This window comes from Acetobacter nitrogenifigens DSM 23921 = NBRC 105050, assembly GCF_000429165.1.
GTDB lineage: Bacteria > Pseudomonadota > Alphaproteobacteria > Acetobacterales > Acetobacteraceae > Acetobacter > Acetobacter nitrogenifigens.
In genome coordinates this window covers 1-21,826 of the sequence record NZ_AUBI01000025.1, presented here as the reverse complement: position 1 = coordinate 21,826, position 21,826 = coordinate 1, and the positions used below count along the sequence as shown (strand labels likewise).

26 protein-coding genes and 1 pseudogene are annotated in these 21,826 nt (G+C 56.3%); 19 read left to right on the top strand and 8 right to left on the bottom strand.

All coding sequences use genetic code 11. The features are described 5' to 3' along the window. The first annotated feature begins 630 nt into the window (after positions 1 to 630). From G442_RS0117475 to G442_RS0117450, 6 genes are all read left to right on the top strand, one after another. Entirely contained in the window at positions 631 to 1,638 is a 1,008-nt protein-coding gene (locus G442_RS0117475; protein ID WP_026399017.1) for a site-specific integrase, read from the top strand. Between the two features lie 164 nt (positions 1,639 to 1,802). Next, a complete protein-coding gene (locus G442_RS23140; protein WP_051292492.1) occupies positions 1,803 to 2,078 on the top strand; it encodes a YtcA family lipoprotein in 276 nt (91 codons plus the stop codon). A gap of 21 nt (positions 2,079 to 2,099) precedes the next feature. Further along, entirely contained in the window at positions 2,100 to 3,101 is a 1,002-nt protein-coding gene (locus G442_RS0117465; protein ID WP_026399016.1) for an efflux RND transporter periplasmic adaptor subunit, read from the top strand. Further along, a complete protein-coding gene (locus G442_RS0117460) occupies positions 3,098 to 5,359 on the top strand; it encodes an FUSC family protein (protein ID WP_084440688.1) in 2,262 nt (753 codons plus the stop codon). Before G442_RS0117465 ends, G442_RS0117460 begins: the two co-directional genes overlap by 4 nt. Before the next feature lie 169 nt (positions 5,360 to 5,528). Continuing rightward, on the top strand, positions 5,529 to 6,992 hold the full coding sequence (locus G442_RS0117455) for a TolC family protein (RefSeq protein ID WP_026399014.1): 1,464 nt from the start codon (positions 5,529 to 5,531) through the stop codon (positions 6,990 to 6,992). A 157-nt stretch (positions 6,993 to 7,149) separates the two neighbouring features. After that, complete coding sequence (locus G442_RS0117450; protein ID WP_035376869.1) at positions 7,150 to 7,935, top strand: meso-2,3-butanediol dehydrogenase; 786 nt, start codon at positions 7,150 to 7,152, stop codon at positions 7,933 to 7,935. 248 nt (positions 7,936 to 8,183) lie between these two features. Here G442_RS0117450 and G442_RS24595 read toward each other — a convergent pair whose 3' ends face one another. Then, a complete protein-coding gene (locus tag G442_RS24595) occupies positions 8,184 to 9,125 on the bottom strand; it encodes a DNA adenine methylase (protein WP_084440686.1) in 942 nt (313 codons plus the stop codon). Further along, positions 9,125 to 10,516 (bottom strand): hypothetical protein, encoded by a 1,392-nt coding sequence (locus G442_RS0117440; RefSeq protein ID WP_026399011.1) that lies wholly within the window; start codon positions 10,514 to 10,516, stop codon positions 9,125 to 9,127. The genes G442_RS24595 and G442_RS0117440 overlap by 1 nt, the downstream gene beginning before the upstream one ends. A gap of 721 nt (positions 10,517 to 11,237) precedes the next feature. On the opposite strand from G442_RS0117440, the gene G442_RS25355 reads away from it, so the two are divergent. After that, positions 11,238 to 11,705: a hypothetical protein gene (locus G442_RS25355; protein WP_146882624.1), complete on the top strand. Its 468-nt coding sequence runs from the start codon at positions 11,238 to 11,240 to the stop codon at positions 11,703 to 11,705. A 534-nt stretch (positions 11,706 to 12,239) separates the two neighbouring features. Here the strand turns inward: G442_RS25355 and G442_RS0117430 are convergent. The 6 genes from G442_RS0117430 to G442_RS0117410 all read right to left on the bottom strand — a co-directional run bounded on the left by G442_RS0117430 (position 12,240) and on the right by G442_RS0117410 (position 15,355). After that, on the bottom strand, positions 12,240 to 13,217 hold the full coding sequence (locus G442_RS0117430) for a DUF5677 domain-containing protein (RefSeq protein WP_026399009.1): 978 nt from the start codon (positions 13,215 to 13,217) through the stop codon (positions 12,240 to 12,242). 163 nt (positions 13,218 to 13,380) lie between these two features. Next, entirely contained in the window at positions 13,381 to 13,602 is a 222-nt protein-coding gene (locus tag G442_RS24590; protein WP_084440685.1) for a hypothetical protein, read from the bottom strand. Continuing rightward, positions 13,599 to 13,805 (bottom strand): hypothetical protein, encoded by a 207-nt coding sequence (locus G442_RS0117425; RefSeq protein ID WP_026399008.1) that lies wholly within the window; start codon positions 13,803 to 13,805, stop codon positions 13,599 to 13,601. Before G442_RS0117425 ends, G442_RS24590 begins: the two co-directional genes overlap by 4 nt. Before the next feature lie 187 nt (positions 13,806 to 13,992). Further along, positions 13,993 to 14,361 (bottom strand): helix-turn-helix domain-containing protein, encoded by a 369-nt coding sequence (locus G442_RS23135; protein WP_035376868.1) that lies wholly within the window; start codon positions 14,359 to 14,361, stop codon positions 13,993 to 13,995. Continuing rightward, the gene (locus G442_RS0117415; protein ID WP_154660409.1) at positions 14,349 to 15,047 is read right to left on the bottom strand and encodes a hypothetical protein; all 699 of its coding nucleotides are present in this window, start codon (positions 15,045 to 15,047) and stop codon (positions 14,349 to 14,351) included. Before G442_RS0117415 ends, G442_RS23135 begins: the two co-directional genes overlap by 13 nt. Before the next feature lie 35 nt (positions 15,048 to 15,082). After that, positions 15,083 to 15,355 (bottom strand): hypothetical protein, encoded by a 273-nt coding sequence (locus G442_RS0117410; RefSeq protein ID WP_154660408.1) that lies wholly within the window; start codon positions 15,353 to 15,355, stop codon positions 15,083 to 15,085. Positions 15,356 to 15,451: 96 nt separating this feature from the next. Here G442_RS0117410 and G442_RS0117405 point away from each other — a divergent pair, with 96 nt between their 5' ends. From G442_RS0117405 to G442_RS23120, 12 genes and pseudogenes are all read left to right on the top strand, one after another. After that, entirely contained in the window at positions 15,452 to 15,916 is a 465-nt protein-coding gene (locus G442_RS0117405; RefSeq protein ID WP_026399005.1) for a hypothetical protein, read from the top strand. Beyond that, positions 15,916 to 16,119, top strand: coding sequence for a hypothetical protein (locus G442_RS0117400; RefSeq protein WP_026399004.1), 204 nt, complete (start codon positions 15,916 to 15,918; stop codon positions 16,117 to 16,119). Before G442_RS0117405 ends, G442_RS0117400 begins: the two co-directional genes overlap by 1 nt. Further along, entirely contained in the window at positions 16,103 to 16,291 is a 189-nt protein-coding gene (locus tag G442_RS0117395; RefSeq protein ID WP_026399003.1) for a hypothetical protein, read from the top strand. Before G442_RS0117400 ends, G442_RS0117395 begins: the two co-directional genes overlap by 17 nt. 1 nt (position 16,292) lies before the next feature. Next, entirely contained in the window at positions 16,293 to 16,724 is a 432-nt protein-coding gene (locus tag G442_RS0117390) for a helix-turn-helix domain-containing protein (protein WP_026399002.1), read from the top strand. 6 nt (positions 16,725 to 16,730) lie between these two features. After that, positions 16,731 to 18,260, top strand: coding sequence for a replicative DNA helicase (locus tag G442_RS24110; RefSeq protein WP_051292491.1), 1,530 nt, complete (start codon positions 16,731 to 16,733; stop codon positions 18,258 to 18,260). Continuing rightward, positions 18,257 to 18,544, top strand: a complete 288-nt coding sequence (locus G442_RS0117380; protein ID WP_026399001.1) for a hypothetical protein — start codon at positions 18,257 to 18,259, stop codon at positions 18,542 to 18,544. The genes G442_RS24110 and G442_RS0117380 overlap by 4 nt, the downstream gene beginning before the upstream one ends. Position 18,545: 1 nt before the next feature. Next, complete coding sequence (locus tag G442_RS0117375) at positions 18,546 to 19,490, top strand: hypothetical protein (RefSeq protein WP_026399000.1); 945 nt, start codon at positions 18,546 to 18,548, stop codon at positions 19,488 to 19,490. Further along, positions 19,487 to 19,984, top strand: coding sequence for a DUF6362 family protein (locus tag G442_RS23125; RefSeq protein WP_051292490.1), 498 nt, complete (start codon positions 19,487 to 19,489; stop codon positions 19,982 to 19,984). The genes G442_RS0117375 and G442_RS23125 overlap by 4 nt, the downstream gene beginning before the upstream one ends. A gap of 246 nt (positions 19,985 to 20,230) precedes the next feature. Continuing rightward, on the top strand, positions 20,231 to 20,587 hold the full coding sequence (locus G442_RS0117365) for a hypothetical protein (RefSeq protein ID WP_154660407.1): 357 nt from the start codon (positions 20,231 to 20,233) through the stop codon (positions 20,585 to 20,587). Between the two features lie 23 nt (positions 20,588 to 20,610). Then, the gene (locus G442_RS0117360; protein WP_026398998.1) at positions 20,611 to 20,931 is read left to right on the top strand and encodes an HNH endonuclease signature motif containing protein; all 321 of its coding nucleotides are present in this window, start codon (positions 20,611 to 20,613) and stop codon (positions 20,929 to 20,931) included. Positions 20,932 to 21,088: 157 nt separating this feature from the next. After that, positions 21,089 to 21,454: a hypothetical protein gene (locus G442_RS0117355; protein ID WP_146882713.1), complete on the top strand. Its 366-nt coding sequence runs from the start codon at positions 21,089 to 21,091 to the stop codon at positions 21,452 to 21,454. A gap of 1 nt (position 21,455) precedes the next feature. After that, positions 21,456 to 21,826, top strand: a pseudogene (locus tag G442_RS23120) (terminase large subunit); the annotation flags it as partial.

The window sequence follows — 21,826 nt, the reverse complement described above, 5'->3', positions numbered from 1 at the left end:
TCCCCGAGATTTGTGCCGCCCGCAAAATACTGCCGAATTTTAGCGTTCGTGAGTTACACCTTTACTAAAAGTGTAAGCGGTAAGGAGAAAATGTGTAACTCGAATTTCAATTTTAAATCATACACTTAAGCAGACAAATTACACCTTTACACCTTTACACCTTTACACCTCTTACACCTTTTTTCGAACAGCAGTGAGAAAGAGGCATGCAGACGCACATCTGCTTGCAGGTTATTTATTCTTGAAACGCGTGTATCGGGAGCCTGCGCCAGCAGGGGGCGGGTCAAATCTTGAGGGGCGATTCGGGGCCTCAACCGCGCCAGTCTCACGCGCAGATTTTTTGCCGGATATGAAAGAAATCAAGTTTTCAAAGAGTCGCGGTCGATGTGTTTCAAAAGAGTCGGGATTGAGTCCGGAAACTCGACCGCAGCAGTTCGATTATCTGCTGGATTTTGAAAACTTCTAGAAGGGAACTGGTGCCGACACTCGGAAGGATTGGGCCTTTATCCGAAGCGGAAATATAACGATATCAACAACTTAACTTTACTTAAAAACACCCGAATTCCGTTGTTCTGACCCCCGTCTACACCAAGTTTACACCATGCCGTATGGCCCGTTCAGGAGGGCCAAATGGCGTCAATCGTGAAACGTGGTCAGTCATGGCGCGCAATGGTGGTCCGTAAGGGCAGGCGGGTCAATGCGACCTTCGACAGCCGGGCGGAGGCGGAAGAGTGGGCGATCCGGGCTGAAGCGGCCATCCTCGCCGGGCAGGCCCCTGCGAAGCTGGCTCCGGTTTCAGGCAAGCAGACGGTGGCCGACATCATCGAACGGTATAGCCGGGAAGTATCGCCATCAAAGGACGGCGTTCGTTGGGAAGTAATCCGCGCGGATGCTCTTCGCAGGATACCTGCTTTCAACGTCCCGCCGAGCGCCTTCGGTCCGCAGGAACTGGCGGCATGGCGTGACCAAAGGCTTACGTCCGTTGCAACGTCGACCGTCAACCGCGACCTCAACTTCATCTCGGCCGTGATCAATCACGCAATGAAGGAATGGAGGGCGCCTTTCGCGGCGAACCCGGTGCATCTGATCCAGCGCCCAAAGAACCCCAGAGCGAGGAAGCGGCGTGTGTCGGCCGAGGAGCGCGTTGCGATCGCCGAGGCCCTCGGGTGGGATCGAGCTTCTCGACCGCAGAACAGGATGGGGTGGGTTGCAGTCGCGTTTTATCTTGCGCTCGAAACAGCAATGCGGAAGGGCGAAATTCTTTCTCTGCGCTGGCAGGCAATCAACCTGGAGAAACGATATGCCTACCTGCGGAAGACGAAAAACGGCGATGAGCGGTACGTGCCTCTTTCGTCAGAGGCGATCGCTTTGCTGCGCATCATAGGGCCGGGGAGCGGCGCCGAGTCAGTTATCCCCGTTGCGTCCGAGACGCTGGATCAGTTCTTCCGCCGCGCACGCGATGTTGCAGGGCTGCCAGATCTGCATTTCCATGATTCGCGTCGCGAGGCGACGACGCAGTTCAGCAAGAAGCTGTCGAACGTGCTGGAGCTGGCGGCGGTGACGGGGCACCGCTCGCTCAATGTGTTGAAGGATTACTATCGGCCAGATCCGAGTGAGTTGGCCAGAAAATTGGGTTGAGGCCGCGAGGGCGACAGTAATTCGAGAAAAACCACAGTGAACTTTACCTAACGGACACAGCGTCACCGAAGCTTCTTTCATGCGCCGCCAGGTGTTTGAATGGCTCCCGGAGCAGGAACCATTACCTTGCGTCCACGTTAAGCGACGATGACGGAAAGTTTATAATGGATCTGATGAAGTCAAATCACATAAAGAAAATAACGATAATGAACTGTTTGTTCGTCGGAGGATGTAATACGTCACCGACGCAAGATTTGTTCGGATCTTTTTTTCCTTCCTGGCTCCTGTGCGCGTTTGCGGGCGTCAGCGTAGCGGCGTTAACTCGCGTTCTGTTTAGTGCGCTGGATCTCGACGACGCCGTCCCCCTGCCAATGCTTTCATGGCTTGCGTTTGGCACAGCCGTTACTTTGGCCCTGTGGATCATCTGGATAGGTATTTGAAGGATGGTATCCTCGAAAAAAATGACGGGATATGCGTTTCTCGTCAGCAGTCTGCTGCTCTGCGCGCTGTTAGCTCTCGTCGCAGCCTATCTTGTTGATCGCAGTCCCCGCACGGATGATGCGTTTATACAAGCCAATATCGTCAATATGGCCCCGGAAGTCAGTGGCAGAATCATCACCATCAACGTACGAGATAACCAGTTTGTCCGTCGCGGTGATACGCTATTTGTCATTGATCCAGAACCTTTCCGTTACGCGCTGGAGCAAGCTCAGGCCAATTTGGATAACCTGAAGGCGGAGTTGCCTTTGCAGGATTTGCAGATCGGCTCGCAAGTGGCGACCGCCAAGGCTCAGGGAAGCAGTGTCGAACAAATGCAGGCCCAGCTTGCATTGGCCCAGTCTACCGAAGCGCGTTTAGCTCCTCTGGCTCGGCAGGGCTTCGTGACGGCTCAGCAACTCGATCAGGCCAAGAGTAACGTTAAAACCTCGTCTGCAGCACTCGAGCAGGCAATCCACTCGCAGAATGCCGCAACGAAGAACGTTCGTGACGACAGGCCGCTTCGAGCGCAGATCGTCGGAGCAACCGCACAGTTGGCCGCTGCGCAGAGGGACCTGCGTTTAACAGAAGTTAAAGCCCCATGTGACGGTCAGATTACAGGGCTCAACATCGCCGCTGGCGAGTATGCGGCAGAAGGTAAGGCTCTGTTTACGATCATTGACACCGAGCACTGGTGGGTGATCGCCAATTTCCGGGAAACTCAGGTGCCCGACTTTCATCCTGGCCAACGCGCGATCATCCATGTTCTGGCCCGTCCCAATGTTGTACTGCACGGTCATGTCGAGAGCCTCGGCGGCGGCGTCCAGCCCGATGTAGGCAGTCTGACGAGTGGGCTGCCGCAAGTTGCGCGCAACTTGAACTGGGTCAGAATTGCCCAACGTTACCCAATACGGATCAGTCTGGATCAACCCCCTCCTGAGCTTATGCGTATCGGAGCAACGGTCGTTGCGACGATCCAAAGATGAATCTTAGCCTCTTCTCACTCAGACGTCGGGCTGCGAGAGAAAATAAGTCTGGCAATGTCCATCTTCTCTCTATTGACCAGGAGAACCCGGTTTTCACAATTCGGGGAATGGCGGCTGAAATGGCACCGTCTCCCGGGCGGCTGGAAAATACAATCCGACTGACATGTCTCGCTATCTTGTTTCTTCTGATTGGAGAGACGTTTCGGCTGCCCGAGGTCGCGCTCTTTGTGTGGATCGGCTTTCTGCTCTCGGGTAATGACGCGGCGACCAGTTCGCGTATGGCGTTGACCGGTGGCGGCATGATCGTAATCGGTACCGGCGCGAGCATCTTGTGCATGATGTTCACGATGGATGAACCAGCGATACGCCTGCCTCTGATGGTCCTCCTGACACTTTGCGCGGGATATCTGAGCGCAGTGATGACGGCAGGTATGCTGGCCAACGTTTTTTTCTTCTGGACCGTCTATCTGCTGACAATGGTGGATCAGGTGGAGAGTGCGGGTAACGCGATAGACGCCTGGATAGGGAACACGACAGATAGCGTCATTCGCGACAGTGCGTATCTGTCCCCAGAAGAGTCATTCCTCCACGAATGCCTTTGGTTTGCGTTCCTTTACGCCGTAGCGCTGACACTGATCATTATTACAAACCATCTGTGGGGGCGTGATCCCGGCAAGGTATTGAAAAAGGCGGAAGCTGACAGATTGTTACTTGTTGCCAATGCAATGGACGAAGGGTGCGAACGGAAGAGTCATTCGATGGAAAAGGTCTTCGAGGCGTCACTTCAGGGCGTTTCTGGCATGAGGAAATTACATGATTTGGCAGCATCTTTCAAATCGGAGGCAGAGAATCCTGCGGCCAGTCGTGCCTTAATTCGCTACATATCGCGCATTTCTCTAATGGCGACATTATGGGCCACCACTGTCAACGAAAGAAAAATTACGCAATCGGAGACGTCTCCGACAACGCCAGATCTCCTGAAGACGTCGTCTGGCATTCTTAGACATTCAGCAAGACTGATCGTAAAATCTAACGATGAGGTTTTCCCATCGACCATCGGCCATGACGCCGCAGGCAATCTGAAGCGTCTTGCGAAGGCGTTCACCTCCAGTCCCGCACTACACCCATTGGCTCGGGAGGTCGCGCGTAGCGTTGGAATCATTCTCGCGCTGACTTCAAAGCCCGGCGAAGTCGATGAATCCCTGCTGCCGAAGATCGACGATAAGCCCGCACCACTTTTCAAATCCGGGATCGCAGTCAAGCGCGCAGGTCGCCACGCCGCGGGCAGACTATGTGTAGCAGTTGTTATCTGTTATCTTATCGAACGTTTCACAGACTGGCCTGCGATCGGAACTTGCGTTCTGACTTGCTTCGTCGTTCCGATGGGAACAATCGGCGATACAACACACAAAATGTTTCTGCGTCTGCTTGGCGCACTTGCCGGGGGGCTTGCAGGAATTTTTTGTATTCTCGTGTTTATGCCTGTCATCACAGGTATCATGGGACTCATCCTCATGATGACGCCCGTACTGTTTGTCTCTGCGTGGATAAAGTCGGGCAGCGATCGAATCGCCTACGCTGGCGTGCAAACAGCTTTCGCCTTCTGCCTCAGTATTCTTCAGGGATATGGTCCCACACTGGATATGCAAACGGCCAGAGATCGTGTCGTCGGCGTCCTGTTGGGCAATGTAGTGGTCGCCCTGGTCTCGACAACGCTCTGGCCCGTCAGCGTAGCCACCATCGCACGCAAGAACCTGGCCGACGCTGTAAAAACGCTCGCAGACATGACGGTTTTCAAAAAAGAAAATCCGGAAGCACCGTTCGATCCCGCGCAGGAAAAAGATCGCGAATCATTCGGCCAGTCCATTGCGGCCGTCAGATCATCATTCAGTGGAGACGCGCTGGAGGGAGCCGCAGTAAGCAAGCGACTTTTCGCCAGCGATTTCAACCATCGCCTTCTTACCGATATCCAGATTCTGGCAGTAAAAATATCAGTTGTCGTCGATATGTCCCATCTGTCGAGTGCGATAGTCGACACGACTCTTGTTGCGTTGAAGGGGTGGCTCGACAGGTTTTCCCAATGGATCGTGACAGGGGAGGGATATGACGAACTCAAATCATCCGTCCCCGTTCCTCCTGTCATTCCCGACGATCCTGAGAGAACGATCTGGTTTTCGTCAGTAGATGATGGAATCAAGAATATTCTAGGCACTTTGGACGCCGCACTGTATAATAGCGCAGGTATTTCACATGGTTGAGTCCTCGAACCGGAAAACTTCCGCAACCAGAGTGAGAACAGCACGTCTCCCCTCGATCTCCTCGCTTTGTCTGGTTCTTGCCGCAGCGAGCGGATGTCACGACACATCGGATCTCGCTCCCTCGGCAGCAGATCGCCCCTGGCATCCAACAGAACAGACAGGCTTGAAAATGCCCCCGGGCAGCGATGGCTTCGTCGCTCCGACATCGGCGCAGACACACAGCAAAATCTCCCAAAGCCTGAGCAGGCTGGATCAAGCCTCAACCGAAGCTGGCATGCAGTCAGCCCGGCAGGACGCCGCGTCTGCGGAGAGCGTTGCAACGTCCGGGAGGCTGCTATCGCTGTCCGAACTGATCGATATCGCGGAAAGACACAATCCGCAGACCCACCTCGCATGGGAGCAGGCGCGGCAAAACGCGCTCGCCGTGGGCGTGTCCGAGTCCACGCTGGCTCCGCAGATCACCGCAACGCTGCTTGCAGGCGGCCGCCGTACCGTGACCTCCATGCCGAACTTCCTCACGCCCAGAGGGTATATGGCGGCCAACGCCGCCGCCGCGTTCCCTGAAATTCAGCTGTCTTACCTGCTGTTTGATTTCGGCCACACGCGCGCAACCATAGACAGCGCAAAAGCGCTCTCAATCGCATCGAATTTTGATTTTACACAGACCCACCAAAAGTTATTCATGGACGTCATCAACGCCTATTATAACCACGAAGCCTCGATCGCCGACTACGAAGCGGCGGAAGAGTCTGTTCGTAATACACACTTGCTGCAGGTCTCGGCAGAATCTCGATACGCTCATGGCGAAGCCACCGTCGTCGACGTCACCCTGGCCCGTAGCAACGCCGCCACCGCAGTTTTTCAGCAGGACCAGAAGCGCAGCGCCGAGCACAGTTCACGATACGCTCTTCTGCAGGCGATGGGATTGCCGCCAGACGTCAACCTCTCAGTCGCGTCCTCCCGAGACACGCACCTTCCACAGCAAATCCCTGGAGACGTGTCGCGCCTGATGCACGCATCCCTCGAGCGCCGGCCGGACATCCTGTCCGATCTCTACAAGATGGACGCCGCTACCGCCGCCACACGCGCCGCACAGAAGGCCATGTTGCCGAAACTGGAATTCAACGCAAACGTGCAGGCCTATATCGGCGAGCAAAAGGTGTACGGATACACCCAGACCGCGCCAGCTTCACGGGTGGCCCAGCCCAACGGCACCGTCGCGGTCCAGTTGTCATGGCCTCTCTTTCAGGGAGGGTTGCTGCAAAACCAGCTAAGGCAGGCGCAGTCACGCGAGCGGGCGCAAAGAGCGACCCTCGACAAAGACGTTCTGGCCGCCGAACAACAGGTCGCAAACGCACGCGACGCGCTGGAAACTTCCCTCTCTTCCGTGCACTCGGCCGCCATCGCCCGCGACGCCGCACAAAACGCCTTCAAGGCGGCGTCCGCATCATACGCCGCCGGGGTAGGCAATCTGACAGACGCGACACAGGCCCAGACACAGCTTGCGCAGGCGACAAGCGCATACGCCGTCAGCCATGCTCAGGCGCTGATGAACGCCGCGGCCCTGGCGTTCGCTACCGGTGAACTGACGTCCGCCGCCGGTATGGAAGCGTTCGGAGACGCCGACAACTAACCTGCCGGCTTCAGGCTGAGCCCTCGTCGGCGGAAGCGCCCGTCGGAGGCATCGCAACAGAATTCCCCCGACTTTCCTCCACTCCGCCCAATCCCCCATGCAACCCACCCGCCCGCGCGTGACTTCTATCTCCATCACCGCAAGAGGGGACCGACGCATGACCATCAAGGGATTGAACCGCTTCACAGGCCGCAAGGTGCTGGTCACAGGCGCCGCGTCGGGCATCGGCCGGGCGACGGCCCTGCGGTTTCTGGAAGAGGGCGCCCAGGTCATCTTCGTCGACCGCGACCGCCAGAAGCTCGACGCGGTGATGAAGGGCCTCGACGCCAGCCGCGCGTTCGCATCCCTGTCCGATATCTCGATACCGGCCGAAGTCGCCGGGCTGCTGTCATTCACGAAGGAAAAGCTCGGCGGGCTGGACGTGCTGGTCAACAACGCTGGCGTGACCGCTCTGGGCACGGTCCTCGACTGCGATCTCGAATCATGGGGCACGGTCTGCGCGACCATCCTGACCGGCACCATCAACGTCAGCCGCAGCTTTCTGCCCCTGCTGATCGAGAGCAGGGGCAACATCGTCAACACGGCCTCTGTCTCGGGCATGAGGGGGGACTGGAACACGGCCTATTACGACGCGGCGAAGGGCGGCGTGGTGAACCTTACCCGCGTCATGGCGATGGACCACGGCCACACGGGCGTCCGCGTGAACGCGATCTGCCCTTCGGTCACACGCACCGGCATGACCGCCGAAGCCGTGAAAGACGAGGCCTTCGTCAAAAGCGTCGAGGACCGCATACCGCTTCAGCGGCTTGGTCTGCCGGAGGATATGGCGGCCGCCATCACGTTCCTCGCCAGCGATGACGCCGCCTATATCACGGGGCTGATTATGCCTGTGGATGGCGGGGTGACCGCTTCGAACGGGCAGCCGCCGTTTCCTGTGTCGTGAACCGTGTCGTAGATGGGGGAAAGGGCGGCTGTGTGCGGAACGATCGGTAAAACCGGACATTCATATGGACGCCCCTCGCGAAGGGTTTCATCCTATTTAGGTCGTTTAAATAAGCCGCGAGACTGTAATGGAAAGCCGATATTTTTTTATAAACAGCCAATTACAGTCAATTGGTTCAGTGCAGTGTGCGTATTCGAAGCCCACCTGATTCGGCATAACCATTAGCGGATATCAGGCGGGAGACCTAGTCAGGCGGCAAAGTGGCGCTGAGCAACAGTTCTGGGGCGCTTGCGAAGATCACGGTCGATCTCATGCAAGGGTTCGGGTAATTCTGGAACAACTAAATTTTTACTAAAAAACATTACCTCTCGGCCACGCATAACATTCCTAGCGCTATAGTTCAGTGTATATTGAAGCCAAGGTGACTTAGCATAAAGGTCGTGGATCGGGCGCACATCATCATATGAAACAATCCAGTTCATTCCTTCCAATTTTGTTACTGATTTCGCAACAACGCTGTGATCGTCTGCTCGATAGGCGTCATGATACAAAAAACGTCCCTTCTCAAAATATGGTGGATCAATATAGAGAAGTGTTTTTTTGTTGAAGTAATTTTTGTTCGTTTCGATGAAATCGACGGCATCAAGATTTGTAAGCTCTATTCGCGACCTCAAGGAGGCAATTTTTTCAATTCGAGAAATAAGGTCGTTTTTATTGAAGCGGGCGTCGATCTTCCATTTTCCAGTTTGGTCACGACCGCCAATGACTCCGCCGTTCAGAATTCCTGATCGATTTGTACGATTCAAAAAGAAGAAGGAGAAACCGAGAATTAAATTCTCGTGATTTCTTGGATGCCGGAATATTTCTTTTTGTTTATCCCATTCCCCCATAGTCAGTGGGCAATCATGAATCATTTTGCAAAGTGTATCTGTTGAATTCAAAACACTATGCCAAAATGCAAAAACAGGAAGACTAATGTCATTGATAGACACACGTCGCACTACGCCTGTGAGAAGCAGCTCCCAGGCTACAGCTGCGCCTCCTGCATACGGTTCGAGGTAACGTCCATCTGATAGACCGTTCGCGCGAACGACATCCTTCATGAAACGCGCAAGTTTTCCCTTTCCGCCCGGATAGCGCAAAGGAGAATAACGCCCGCTTTGCGTGAGAGATGGATGTTCTCCTGGCATTATATACTTCCATATGCGGCAATGAAGATTGGGACAGAGCAATCCCATCCTGCACGAAGTGCATCGGCCGTTGGTAATTGGAATTTATTGTGTACAAATCCATTCAAAGACTGAATGGATGTTGCGGAAGTCTTAGTGAGTATGTTGTTCCGGAATCCCCGAAGATCAGCATTTTTGGAGCCGTCCGCCGCGACGATATGCTTTAAAACGATGTCAGATTTTTGTGTTAGGTCGAGTTCCACGTTTTCTCCATTTGAATTTTTCTCAAATTTTTTGATCTTGTTAGCGCCCATGTAATCGTTGATTGCGAGTTCTATGAAGCTGCGAAGGACAAAAGCTGCTGAAATTGTGAACCGATTGGCATCCAGATCGCCCGCCTCACGAAGCAGTGCTTCACCCTTGGTTGATGTTGGCGCATGAAAAGGATGTCTTCTAGGCGCCAATGTCGTTCGTGGCTTCGGCGCACTCTTCGTCTTTTGCTTCGTGGAAGTTTTAGCGGCCTTGGCCGCTGTCGGACGCTTTTTAATGTCGATGTCGTTAAAGGGGCGGGGTGCCTCCGATTTGCCTGTCTGCGGCTGAAGCTCTTTTGGTAATTTTATGAAATATTCCTCAATGTCCGAGGATTTATTAAGATCTCGAGAGTCTACAATTCCATCTCGGACGTCATCAATAATCCGGCGCAAAACCTTGATAGCCCATGTCGGATCCGATCCAAGCATTGGGGTTTTTCCGTCTCCGTCATTGGAGATGGAAATTCCAAGATGTTTGCGTCCAGCGGCAGATTCCAGCAGGCGAGCTAGATTGCTTGACTTTTTGCTTTCAATGGCTGTCTTCGTCGATTCCCATTCCTCGTCCGAGTAATCGGCGTTGCGCCCCACGAAATCGAGAACGTCAAGAATGGATCGGTCGCCGGAGAAGCGCTGTATCTCCAATGGCCCCCAAGAAATTCGGCCTTCTCCGTCAGCCCCTCCGGTATGGCGGCGATATATCCAATCATTTGCATCTTCGCGGCGCTCGAACCTTACGCATCGAATTGGTTCAATTTTTGTTCGATCAAAGCCCGCTGCTGCCCGAACGAGTGACTTTTTGATCGTTTCCGGAACCCCAGTCCCGTCCAATACGTCCGGACTATTTAAGACCATAAGCGCTGAAAGACGCCTATTGCCTTCAAGAACTATGAAATCGTCTTCTTCTGCGGATATGATAACATAAAGATTGTCGCCTGGATCGAGGCCGTTATTTTTTATGCTAAGCATTAGGTTTCGGAAATGCGATTCTTTCAGATGGATAATCGCTTCAAGCGCTGCTGATTGACTGTTAACGGACCCCAGACGTGGATTATCTTCGTCGAGAAGAAGCTCATCTATGCTCAATTCTAGATATTCGACCATTTCTCTTTAACTACCCCCCCCCAAATGGCACGCGTGACCCGGTCTTGGACATGCGTTTCCTCAGTAACCACAACTATCTGAAAATGGCGACGCAGGTCCGAGTCAGGTCCGGCATGTGCCATTCGCGACCCGTCGGGGCGTCGTCCTAAGAGGTCACGCGCGACAAAGTGGTATCTCCATATTAATGAAATTCTTGTAACACATGGGGTTCAGGAGGGGAATATCCGCAATGGCGGGAAATTCCCCAAGGTAAGCGAGTATTCGCTAGTGCTGTGGGTCTGATGCAGTGCGATGCGCTCAGCGAAACCCCGTGACGGCTTGAGGGAACCGCCGTGTTATGACGCATCGGTGCCTTAGTCGAAGAAATTCAAGACGCCGCACCGCACCATACCCTCAAAAACCAGGTGCCATTCTCAGCCGCCCCCAACTTGGCCGCGCGAGGCGGCGGCCGCTGCGGGTGTTGGCTGACCAGCTGCTCCTGATGCCCCAAAACGCCGTTCTTACGTGGCCTTGGGGCTGTCACGTAGTTCTTCACGCAAATCGCCCCCTTCGCGTACGCGCGACTCAGCGTAAGGCGTCGGCTAGATACAGCGAGATTGACTCACAGCTATGCATAGATGAGCTGAGTGCCTGTTTTCGAAAATTTTTCCTATAAGATTGACATTAAACGCTTACTGTGCGGGGTATTGTGCCAGCGTCAACGTAGGGTGAGCATATAAAAATGTCAGAAAGCGATTTTTTATCAATAGATTTGAGAGATGTTATTTTATACACGGGAGTAGTAGAAAGATATAGTGGAGAAATATTTAATGAAGACAAAAGAAGGCCGGCTGTAGTCATATTCAAATGCGATATGGAAGGAGAGATAATATTTTTCGCGGCCCCGTTGAATTCTTCAGCAAGTGAGGCTTGGAGGGGGCCTGGCGCTCGATATTGCATTTCTCCGAGTGGAAAATATGTCGACTATTCCAAATATATGACCGAAAAGGAGGTGAAAGATTTTTTGAAATCGGAAGACATTGATTTTAATAATATTCGAACAATCTCGGAAGTTGCCGTCAGTAACTCATTTGTAGTGAAAAAGGAAAATTTATATAAAAAAATAGGACGCATCGACTCAACCGATTATGAAATATGTAAAAAAATGTTTCTTGATTATGTCCAGTGGTTAGATGCAGAAAAAAAATGAAATGCTAAAGATTGTACAAGAAAGAAAAAATGGTCGCCGCATCGAATTTTTTCTATATTTGATGTTTGACGGTAATAAAAAACTGCCGGGCGTCCAAATTATTCTTGATTCGTTATAAAAAATATACATTCATGCGGAATGGGTTAATGATTTTACAATGATTCCAAGTATTCAACGTGATCATGTATTGTAGTGCGAATATACGCTTGCTGAAATTACTTTAGATCAAATGTCATATTCTCACTTCCGTATCCGTTGCATCTCTGTCTGGCATGACGGCGAGAGCGATTTCGCATTGTCGGACTGTGCTCTCCTGACACTGCCAACTTGCGAGCGGTCCACAGAGCGTCGCTCTGATTTGTCCTTGGGCGCGGTCTCGAAGGGGAGCAGATAGGTCTCCATGCATATCGAAGCCTTCTCGTGCGCGCAACGCGGCGTTGGGCATCGCTCAGATACAGCGAGATTGGCCGATAGCTTGGGGGAGAGAGGCCCGTCGGCTTGCAAAGCAGAATACGCTGCAACTGGACATTAAACTCAGCTCAGCTTCTCGCCATTCAAGATAAATCCCTCCTCAAATTTCTCTGCTAGCACTTGCCGGAAGATATTGTAGATGAAATTCATGCCTTTTGGGATATTCTGATTCATTTCTTCATATGTGAGCATTTCGGGCCAGCGGTTCAGCTGCGCGAGAGCGACGCGCATTTTTCGCACATGGCTTTGTGCGTTGGGTGTTACTCTTAGGAGATCAGGAAAAAACTCGAAGTATACTGAAAGCAAGAAGACCCCGTAAACCTGACAGAATGCGACGTAGTATTCGCTCATGTTTTTGGTCGAAAACGTAGCCTCAAGCCCCTCCGAAGTTACGGTGCCCCACCCCGTCCGCAGTAGTGATCGCATGCTGAAATGTACCGTGCTTGAAGTTAGCCGAAATATGTAATTGTAGATTACATCGACAGTACCTTTCCCAACTTTCCGTGCTAATTGCTCGGTAGGAGGCCACTTGCCGTCTGTTGCTTTAGGCCACCCATGCCGCCTCCAGACACCATCAACTTGAGAATTAATATTCGAGAGGCTTTTTGGCGAGCGTCCGCCTCTCAGAACCGGCTGCCCGGGCCGAAAAGTACCGAAAAAGTTGGCTTGATATCGTAGGGAATTGTCGGTCGTCTTCGCCATGTCGTTGAACAAAAGAGTGTTCTGATCTTCTGGCGGCAATGTGCTAATAAACTTTAGGATGATTAAGTCTTCACAGATGCTACGCAGACCTCCAACACAGTGGAATGCGAATTCGCCTTTAAGCCCATTATAGGAAAACCTACTAAACTCATAAGCCTTAACCAGAGAGGCCCTCACGCACAGAACCAAATATTCGTCTTTACCGATGGTTCCGCGTCCAGTTTTTTTTATAAAACTCTTTAGTTTCCTGAGGTGAGACTCAGGCGAACTATCGCAGTTGCGCGAACCCTCGTTCTTTTGACTGTTTCCTCCCGCCGCATTCGCTGTAAAGTCCGTCAAGATCGTCTCCAAACTTAAGTTTAGATGAGTATACCAGAAAACCGCCTAGTCGAAATTGCTGGGGGATGCAGATCACGTGTCCGTTTGCGGAGAATAAAGTCTGATTATTAATAGTAACTTTGAGAGGCAAAAAGCTGCCACCGGATCATCACGCCGCCTCAGCTCAAAACCCCGCCACCACCCGGGGCCGCCCCCGCCGCACACCACTCGCCGCAGGCATAGCGGCCCACCGCCGTACAGTCTCCGCATCCCATCGCGGCCGCCCCAAACCAGCCACACGCGGCGGCAGCCGCTCCGGGTGCTGGCTCACCAGCCGCCGCACCGTGCTCTCCTGATACCGCAAAAACGCCGCCAGCTCGCGCGAAGTCCACAAAGAATCGCTCATGACCGCCCTCCCGGAAAACGAATCACGTTAGATGGAAGCTCGGCTTTTGCAGCCGCAAGCGCGGTCATGAAGGGCAATAGGTAAGCTTCCATCTCCTCTTCGATCGCCGCCGCGTGGTCTCTGTACATTTCGGCGTCGCGCGCATTCGCACGCTCGAACGCTGTGCGTTCGCTTTGACGCAACCAAAGGGAGCGGCGTCGCATGTCCGCCGCATGCTGCTGAACGGAGTAAGGAAGTCCTCTGAGTAGAGGTACGCGGGGTAGCTCGGAGGAAGTGTGAATGTCCGGCATTAGTCGTTCCATCGCAAATGATGATGGAGCGATATTCGCGCTATGTGAAATTATCAGTCAAGAAAAAATTTCTCATTATGCGAATATTCTTCTGTTGGCTTTACCGGGAAGTGAGCTGTCGGCCGAGTTCAAGCCACGCCACACGTTGCTCTTGAGTCATTTTAGACAGCATGCGTCCGGCCTCGGAAATGTCTTTCGCTTGCTCTTGATCGTCCGGAGAATACAAAAGCGCTGCGGGCTCGACTTTGTATGCAGCTGCTAATTTTCCAAGATTATCAAGATCCACCGTACGATTCCCCGTCTCCCAGCCAGAGATGGTGTTTGCTTTAGAACCGATGATGTTCGCTGTTTGTTCTAAGGTCAACTTGGAACGCTTGCGCCAAGCGCGCAGGTGGGTGTGCAAATTTGATGATGGTCCGGTCATGAAGACAGGTTGGACGGAGCGCGAAAACATTTTTAGACCCGGCATGCGAAACTTCGCTTGACGCGAAAATTCGCATTGTGCGAAATTTTACCCATGCCATCTACCCCGTTAGCGAAAACCCCCACAGGTGAAGCATGAACACTGCTCATAGCGGTCACACTGGCGCGTGCTTTTCGCGCCGTCATTCGGAAACGCTCCGTTTCGAGCTCTACCGCCTGTCGCAACAGCGCCAGTGGGCGAGCGACGATGCGCTGTTCTCGCATCTTGAGCGCGCGCTTGAGTGGGTGGCGGAAGGGGGCGGTTGCGCCGGGGCGGCCTGCGCCGTCCAGCGCGCTTTGCCCCGGCGGGATTTCGCGCGGGGCGGGCGGCCGCGCCGCCCCCTGCCTGCGGCTGGCGCGCCGGATGCGGCGGAGGTTCGGCCTGAACCGCAGGCGCTCTCCCTTGGCGCGCTGCTGATCGCGCGGGGTTACGCGAAGAACGAACGCGGGGCGTTGCGGCTGATTGCGGAGAGCCGTGTTGATGTGGAGGGCGTCCAGCCGGGCGATCTGTCGTTCGATCTGCCGGTCCGGGGCGCGGATGTCGTGACGGTGCGGGGTGCGGTCGTGAAGGGGGAGCGGCCACCGACCAACGATCCGCTTCCCGGCGTGCACCCGGGCTTTTTTACGCCCCAGGAAATGTGGGACCGTGAGTATGGAGCCCGGGTCGATCGATTGGTGGAAGCTCACACTCATGCGGCTGATGGATGGTCGAGTGAGAAATACCCTTCTCAGGTGTCCAGAGTGGCGGAAATGCTTTCCAGCATTGCCTGCCGTGATTCTCTCTGCGCCTGTGAGAAGACACGGACCAATGGTTGTTCTGGAGCGGGTTCATCGGGATGCAATAGAATGGCGGAAAGGGCTGCCCGTTGCCTTAAAAGGAATTCGCGTGGCGCCTCTTTAAGAAGATTCAGAAGCATTGCGTTAGTTACGGCGGATTTGGCCCGTAATATTTCAATATCAGTCAAAGCTCGTGCGAGTAAATCGCGCTCAGCATCATTCACCGAATCGTCCTCCAAGGTTAATTGTAACTCCATGATGGACGAAGCAGGCGGGGCCGCCAACGGCTCCGCCTGCGCCTTGGCGGGAGGCGTGACCTGATGCCGATCCCCTCGATCAAGACGGCGACGAAGGAAGCCGTGAAGCGCTGCGGCGGTCTGGACGCCGCGGCCTGCGTGGTGCGCGTCGGGAAATCGAACCTGTCGGACTACGGAAATCGCGACCGGCCGCATATCGTGCCTGTCGATGTCGCGGTCATGCTCGATCTGTGCGCGCAGGCGCCGCTGATCCTGTCCGCCATGGCGCACGCCGAAGGCTATATGCTGGTGCCGACGCAGTTCGGGGAAGGCCATCTTCCGCGCGACATGCAGCGTTTTACCGAGGAAACGTCCGACGCGATCCGCAAGGGTTTCGAGATTCTGGAAGATGGCGTCGTCGATGTGCATGAGGCGCAGGCGATGCTGGCGCATATGCAGCGGGTCAAGAGTGTGGCCGAGCATATCGCCGCCGGGATGACGAAGATCATCGTCGGGACGCGGCCGCATATCGTGGCGGCGTCGGCGTAATGGCGCGGGAATCATGCGACTGGATCACGATTGATCCGATCCTGCGCCATCTGGCCAATTGCGGCGTCAGCGTTGCGATGCAGGCGCGCAGGCTCGGCGTGTCGGAGCGCGCGATCTATCAGCGCCGCAGCATTCTTGGCCTCACCCGTAAACAGCGCGAAAAGCGCGATGCAAGGAGAGCGGCCCATGCCCACGCCGCGTAAGTTCGGCGCGCGCCCGCGCAAACACCCGTATTCGATCCCGCGCCGGGAACTCGACCCGGCGGCGCTGCGTGCAAGCCATCGCGTCCCGGCCGATCTGGGGCGACAGGTTCGCACGTCCAGCGGCATGACGATCATCCGCGTTGGCCGCATGCGGCGTATGAGGGCGTTGTGACATGACGGAAGAGCTGATCCACCCGAAGGATTTTTACAGAAAACTGAATACGGCGATCCGTTCTGCGGGCGGCGTGACGGCTTTCGCGCGGGCGCACGGCGTCAGTCCGCGCAAGGTTTACGACGCGCAGGACGGCGCGCGGTATCATGAAGAGGTTGCGCGGGCGCTTGGTCTGGCGGTGACGGTGCGGTATCCGGTGATCGCCGATCCGAAGACGCTGGTCGCGGGCACGGTCGTTTACGAAAAACTGAATAGTTTTATCCGTGCGAGCAAAAGCCAGCGCGCGGCCGCCGAGGAACTTGGCGTCAGCGTCTCGCACCTGAGCAACATCGTGAACGCGCGGCGCGGGCTCGCCCCGGTGCTGGCGCATCTGGGGTTCATGGCGCCGCTGACGCGCTTTGCGCCGCTTGTGCGCCCCGTGAAGGACGCGTGATCCGCCATGTCCGACGAAGGTCTTTTTACGAACGCGTTCCGGGCGCTGCCTGAGAACGTTGCGGCGGAGCAGTCGCTGCTCGGCGCCATCCTGACGAACAACAAAGCCTTCCAGCTCGTGGACGACATCTGCGAGCCGGAGCATTTCGCCGTTCCGATTCATGGCCGTATCTTCGAGGTCTGTCGCAAGCTGGTGCATCAGAACGTCGAGGCCAGCCCGATTACGGTCAAGCCGCATATCGACGGCGACGTGCTGCTTGGGCGCCAGTCCTCGGGCGAGGTTCTGGGCGCGCTGCTGCGGGCGTTTGTCGGCGTGGTCAACGCGCGGGACTACGCCGCCGCCGTGCGCGACGCGTGGTTGCGGCGACGTCTGTTCAAGGCGTGTTCGGAGACGCTCGATCTGTGCTGCCGTCCCGGCGACGCGTCGGCGTCGGACATTGTTGATGGTCTGGAAAGCAGTTTGCTGGCGCTGGCGCGCGGCATGGCGGAAGAAATGCCCACGGTCAGCCTTGAAGCGTCGATCGAGGCCGCGCGTCTGAACGCGCTGGAGGCGTCGGCGCGCGGCACGGGTCTGGCGGGCGCGTCATGGGGGTATCGCGCGCTTGACCGGATGACGGGCGGGCTGCTGCCGACGGCGATCTACGTGCTGGGCGCGCGCCCCGCCATGGGCAAGACGTCGCTGGGGTTTGGCATCGCCACGCGATCGGCGGCGGCGGGCAGTTCGGTGCTGTTCTGGTCGGGCGAGATGAAGGCGGAGCAGCTCGGCGCGCGCGCTGGCGCCGCCTGGGCGAACCTGTCGACGCAATCGGTGTTCACCGGGCGTCGTTACGATCTGCCGGAAGACGTCGAAACGGGTGAGCGTGAGCCATTGTCGGACTGGCAGTGGCGCGATCTGGAAGCCGGGGAGCGCGCGGCGGCTGGCCTGTCGCTGGAGATCGACAGCCAGCCTGCGATCACCGTGGCCCGGCTGCGCTCGCGCGCCCGGCGCATGGCGCGCAGCCGCAAGGGGCTGAATCTGATCGTCGTCGATTATATCTCGCTGATGTCGTCCGGTTCGGAACGCGCCGACATGAATCCGTATGAGCGGATCACGCTGGTGTCGCGCCAGCTCAAGCAGCTGGCGCTGGAGTTGCAGATCCCGATCATCGTTCTGGCGCAGCTGAACCGAGAGAACGAGCGGCGCGAGGACAAGCGGCCGCAGCTTGCGGATCTTCGGGACTCCGGCGCGGTGGAGCAGGACGCGGATGTCGTGCTGTTCCTGCATCGCGAGCATTACTACCTCAAGAAAATGGCCGATGGCGGCCTTGCGCGGAAAGAGAAGGAAGCCGCCGAGGATTATGCCAATCGCTGCAGCGCCATGGCGCAGCGGGTGAGCATGTCCGAGGGCAAGGCGGACGTGATCTTCGCCAAGAACCGGCAGGGGCCGACCGGCGCCTGCCCGCTGCGTTTCACCGATCACACCACCTGGTTCCGCGACGCGCATGAGGACGAACTGAGTCCGGCGTGGCTGCACCCTGACATGATGGAGGCGGCATGAGTCCGAAACAGCAACGCTATGGCCGCCATGTCCGGGCGGTGATGCTGGACCAGCGCTGGGCGCTGCTGCCGCTCGCCGCCCGCGCCGCGTGGCTGCAGCTGACCGACATCGCCGACGTGATGCCGGAACTGCGCCAGCCCAGCGCAGGGCGCGCGGTGTCGCGTGACGAACTGATCCGGTTTCTGTCGGCGCGCGGCGACGAACTGGATGGAGCGCTTGCGCATCTGGTCGAGCGGCAGATCGTCGAGAAGGTGTCCCATGGGTTTCGATTGAAGGCGTATTGAGATGGCCCGCATAAACCGTGAAGCGAAGCTGCTGGACATGGGCGGCGACATACGGCTGCAGGCCCTCGGGTTTGCGGCCGTTGGCATCTGGCTCGCGCTGATCAACCTGATCCGCGAGCTTGGCGTCGACGACGTGGTGACGTTTGGCATGGGCCGTGCGCCGTCGCTGGCGGACGTCGCGCGCATTCGGTTTCAGATGGATGAAACCGAACTGGAAACCCATTTGAAAACCCAAAGTGAAACCCAATTGATTACCTGGGACGCGGCGACGCGCACGCTGGGATACGGGCCGGATCAGCAGGCCAGTCGGCGCACGCTGGCGAACCGGGCGAACGGCGCAAAGGGCGGGCGACCGCGAAAAAATCAGGTCACAGAGAGAAGCGATCCGGCCCAGCGGCATTTGCCGCCGATGGCCATTGCGGGAGGCGTGAGCGTGAAAGAGAAATCCAAAACGGAAACCCAAACCGGCGCGTCGGTTTCCCCAGCTAAGCTAGCTCATACTGAAAGTATAAAAGCTTTAGCTACAGCTCGGGAACCGACGAAGGCCGAGATTGACGCCGCGTATCACCGCATCGGTTCCAGGGCGTTCGAAGTCGCCGGGTTCGATCTGGCCCGCGACAGGGGTGATTACCGCGTGGCGCGTCAGTGGGCGGCGGACGGGCTGCAGCGCGGCATGACGGCGGATCAGATCGAGCAGGTCGTGGTCGAGACCGTGGAAACCGTGACTGCGCGTGAGCGTGGCGCCGGTCGGTCGGTGAAGCACATGGGATATTTCAAACCCGCCGTGGCGCAGGCGATCGAACGGTTTGACGTTCATGCGCCGCGCACGGTGGAAGATCATCTGGCGCAGGATGCGTGGCAGAAGGCCATGGGCGAGTGGATGCGTTCGGGTGGGAAGGGGCCGCAGCCGCAGCTGGTTGAGTTCACGGCGAGAGTTGCAGCGTGAAAGTCTCCGCGCCGCACATGACCGATGACTACGTCGATGTCTCGGGATTTGCCCTGCGCAAGCGCCAGCCGAACGAGTTCGCGCCCGATCGTCCTCTGATCGACCAGATTGCAGAGTGGCTGGATGAGGCCGGGCTGACGCTTGCGACGTTACGGGTGAAGGGGCTGCGTCCTGCAGGCGTGAAGATCAACTGGCCGGACATTGTGATGGACCGGGAGGATTTGGCGTGGTTGCGAGAAAGCGACGGCGTGTTGCCGCCGCCGGCAGCCGACGCAATAGCCCGACTGGACATTGTTCTCGGCTGGCCCGCGATGATTGAGGATCTTCGGCATCGTAATGTTGTGAACAAGCGGATGATCGTGAATCCGTATTCTGGGAAATATCGTTGGGAATGGCGGAGTTTGGGACGTTTGCTCGGGATTGACCATAAGACGGCGCAGGCGTGGCACAGGCAGGCATGTGGCGCGCTCGCAAAAAAAATCGGCAGGACGTAATTTACCCCTCCCCAGATTCCCCAAAATGCAGTATCGGCAGATATATGATTTGGCGGTCGTGCGACTTAACGGTTGCGCGGCCTTTTTTATGGCCGATCCACAGCCGCTCCCTTGGTGCATGATGGGTTCCAACAGGTAGTCATACATTGGAGATTACACGTCAGAATGATCCCGTTTGACCACGAGAAGAGTGCTCGGGCAGTCAGCGTCATTCAGGCTGGCTCTCGGCTATCTATAGCGTTCGCATTGTCGTTCATGCTGATGATAGCCGGATCGTATCCGAATTATCATGCTCTGCAGTTCGATCATGACGTGCGAAATTGTATCGTTGCGTCTATGGCCCACCATTACTGCACTTCTGCTTTGGCGTGGGCCATTCTGAGTTGCAGCGCGGGCGGGATCGCTTTCATTTTTAGCTATGACGCTCAGATAAATCGAAAATTTCCCGGTCTGGTTTTCACAATCATTCTTCTGGGCATGGTTGGCGTCGCTGGCGGGGCGGATTACCTGGCGGTCTCTAAAGTAGCAAAGTTCTGGGGACGAACTGCCCAACCGGCCCTGATGCAGACCGGTAAGCCAATGGATGGCTATATCTGCAAATGATTTGACTGAGGTGAGTGACTTTCATGACTCGTCTCAAATGCGTCGGTCCTGCTGTAAGAGTGATCGACACACGCATCGCGGTCCCGCCGCCCAAACGTGCTGACGCCTTCTACCTTTCTAAGCCCTGGCGCGATCTCATGCGCCGCCTGATCGAGAAGCGGGGGCGTTCCTGCGAGAAATGCGGCAGGACCGGAACGCGTCTGTTCGGAGACCACGTCCACGAACTGAAAGACGGCGGCGCTCCGCTCGATCCGTCGAACGTCCAGCTGCTTTGCGGGTCGTGCCACACAACCAAGACGGCGCGAGCCCGCGAGATCAGAACCGCGATCGTCGAAAGACCTTGAAAAACGGCTGATTTTTGCGGCTTTCGTGGAATTCGCCTGGCAGGGTGGGGGCGGGTCAAAAGTCTGGGTCGGATCAGGGGCGGCAACCGCGCCAGTCTCACGCGCAGATTTTTCGCCGGTTATCAAAGAAATCAAGTTATCAAAAGGGGACATCGTCATGGCTCATGGTGGCGCACGGCCTGGCGCAGGCCGAAAGCCGGGCAGCAGGAACAAGAAGGAAGTCGACTGGAACGGAAAGCTCCTTGTCGATCCGGGTTCGCTGGCGGCCCCGGGCGCAGACATCGTCGACCCTCTGACCGGGATGTCCGCCGCCGAGCTCGCGGGCGTGTCACCGCTGCTTTTCCTGACACGTATTTATCGCAACAGGGCGTTGGCGCCCGCAGTAAGAGCTGACGCCGCCAAGGCGGCGCTTCCTTACTCGCACGCACGTCTGTCGCAGCCGCGCGACGATCAACCCGGCTTCGGCGACGTCGATGACGCGGGAGGCTGGAGCGGCGATCTGCCGAAAATGACAAGGAACTGACATGCTGGATCTGAGCAGGCCTGACTGGGAGGCGCGGCTGCGCGCGGGCCAGTCGCTTCTGCCGGAGATCCCGCTGTCGAACCCGGAACTCGCGGCAAAGGCGCTGCGCTGCTTCAAGCGCTTGCGCATTCCGGACGTTCCCGGCGCGCCCGCGATGGCGGACGCCTGCGGGAACTGGTTTTTCGAGATCGTCACGGCGCTGTTCGGCTCACTGGCCCCCGCGACATCCGAGCGCATGGTGCGTGAACTGTTCCTGCTTGTTCCAAAGAAGAACAGCAAGACGACCAACGGCGCGGGTCTGATGATCACGGCAGTCATCGTCAATGAAAGGCCCAACGCCGAGTTTCTGATCGTGGCGCCGACCAAGGAGAT

Excerpts from the sequence above, each read along its gene's own strand:
- G442_RS0117475 (WP_026399017.1), top strand. The coding sequence starts at position 631 with ATGGCGTCAATCGTGAAACGTGGTCAGTCATGGCGCGCAATGGTGGTC.
- G442_RS23140 (WP_051292492.1), top strand. The coding sequence starts at position 1,803 with ATGGATCTGATGAAGTCAAATCACATAAAGAAAATAACGATAATGAAC.
- G442_RS0117465 (WP_026399016.1), top strand. The coding sequence starts at position 2,100 with ATGACGGGATATGCGTTTCTCGTCAGCAGTCTGCTGCTCTGCGCGCTG.
- G442_RS0117460 (WP_084440688.1), top strand. The coding sequence starts at position 3,098 with ATGAATCTTAGCCTCTTCTCACTCAGACGTCGGGCTGCGAGAGAAAAT.
- G442_RS0117455 (WP_026399014.1), top strand. The coding sequence starts at position 5,529 with ATGCCCCCGGGCAGCGATGGCTTCGTCGCTCCGACATCGGCGCAGACA.
- G442_RS0117450 (WP_035376869.1), top strand. The coding sequence starts at position 7,150 with ATGACCATCAAGGGATTGAACCGCTTCACAGGCCGCAAGGTGCTGGTC.
- G442_RS24595 (WP_084440686.1), bottom strand. The coding sequence starts at position 9,125 with ATGCCAGGAGAACATCCATCTCTCACGCAAAGCGGGCGTTATTCTCCT.
- G442_RS0117440 (WP_026399011.1), bottom strand. The coding sequence starts at position 10,516 with ATGGTCGAATATCTAGAATTGAGCATAGATGAGCTTCTTCTCGACGAA.
- G442_RS25355 (WP_146882624.1), top strand. The coding sequence starts at position 11,238 with ATGTCAGAAAGCGATTTTTTATCAATAGATTTGAGAGATGTTATTTTA.
- G442_RS24590 (WP_084440685.1), bottom strand. The coding sequence starts at position 13,602 with ATGAGCGATTCTTTGTGGACTTCGCGCGAGCTGGCGGCGTTTTTGCGG.
- G442_RS0117425 (WP_026399008.1), bottom strand. The coding sequence starts at position 13,805 with ATGCGACGCCGCTCCCTTTGGTTGCGTCAAAGCGAACGCACAGCGTTC.
- G442_RS23135 (WP_035376868.1), bottom strand. The coding sequence starts at position 14,361 with ATGCCGGGTCTAAAAATGTTTTCGCGCTCCGTCCAACCTGTCTTCATG.
- G442_RS0117415 (WP_154660409.1), bottom strand. The coding sequence starts at position 15,047 with ATGAGTGTGAGCTTCCACCAATCGATCGACCCGGGCTCCATACTCACG.
- G442_RS0117405 (WP_026399005.1), top strand. The coding sequence starts at position 15,452 with ATGCCGATCCCCTCGATCAAGACGGCGACGAAGGAAGCCGTGAAGCGC.
- G442_RS0117400 (WP_026399004.1), top strand. The coding sequence starts at position 15,916 with ATGGCGCGGGAATCATGCGACTGGATCACGATTGATCCGATCCTGCGC.
- G442_RS0117395 (WP_026399003.1), top strand. The coding sequence starts at position 16,103 with ATGCCCACGCCGCGTAAGTTCGGCGCGCGCCCGCGCAAACACCCGTAT.
- G442_RS0117390 (WP_026399002.1), top strand. The coding sequence starts at position 16,293 with ATGACGGAAGAGCTGATCCACCCGAAGGATTTTTACAGAAAACTGAAT.
- G442_RS24110 (WP_051292491.1), top strand. The coding sequence starts at position 16,731 with ATGTCCGACGAAGGTCTTTTTACGAACGCGTTCCGGGCGCTGCCTGAG.
- G442_RS0117380 (WP_026399001.1), top strand. The coding sequence starts at position 18,257 with ATGAGTCCGAAACAGCAACGCTATGGCCGCCATGTCCGGGCGGTGATG.
- G442_RS0117375 (WP_026399000.1), top strand. The coding sequence starts at position 18,546 with ATGGCCCGCATAAACCGTGAAGCGAAGCTGCTGGACATGGGCGGCGAC.
- G442_RS0117360 (WP_026398998.1), top strand. The coding sequence starts at position 20,611 with ATGACTCGTCTCAAATGCGTCGGTCCTGCTGTAAGAGTGATCGACACA.
- G442_RS0117355 (WP_146882713.1), top strand. The coding sequence starts at position 21,089 with ATGGCTCATGGTGGCGCACGGCCTGGCGCAGGCCGAAAGCCGGGCAGC.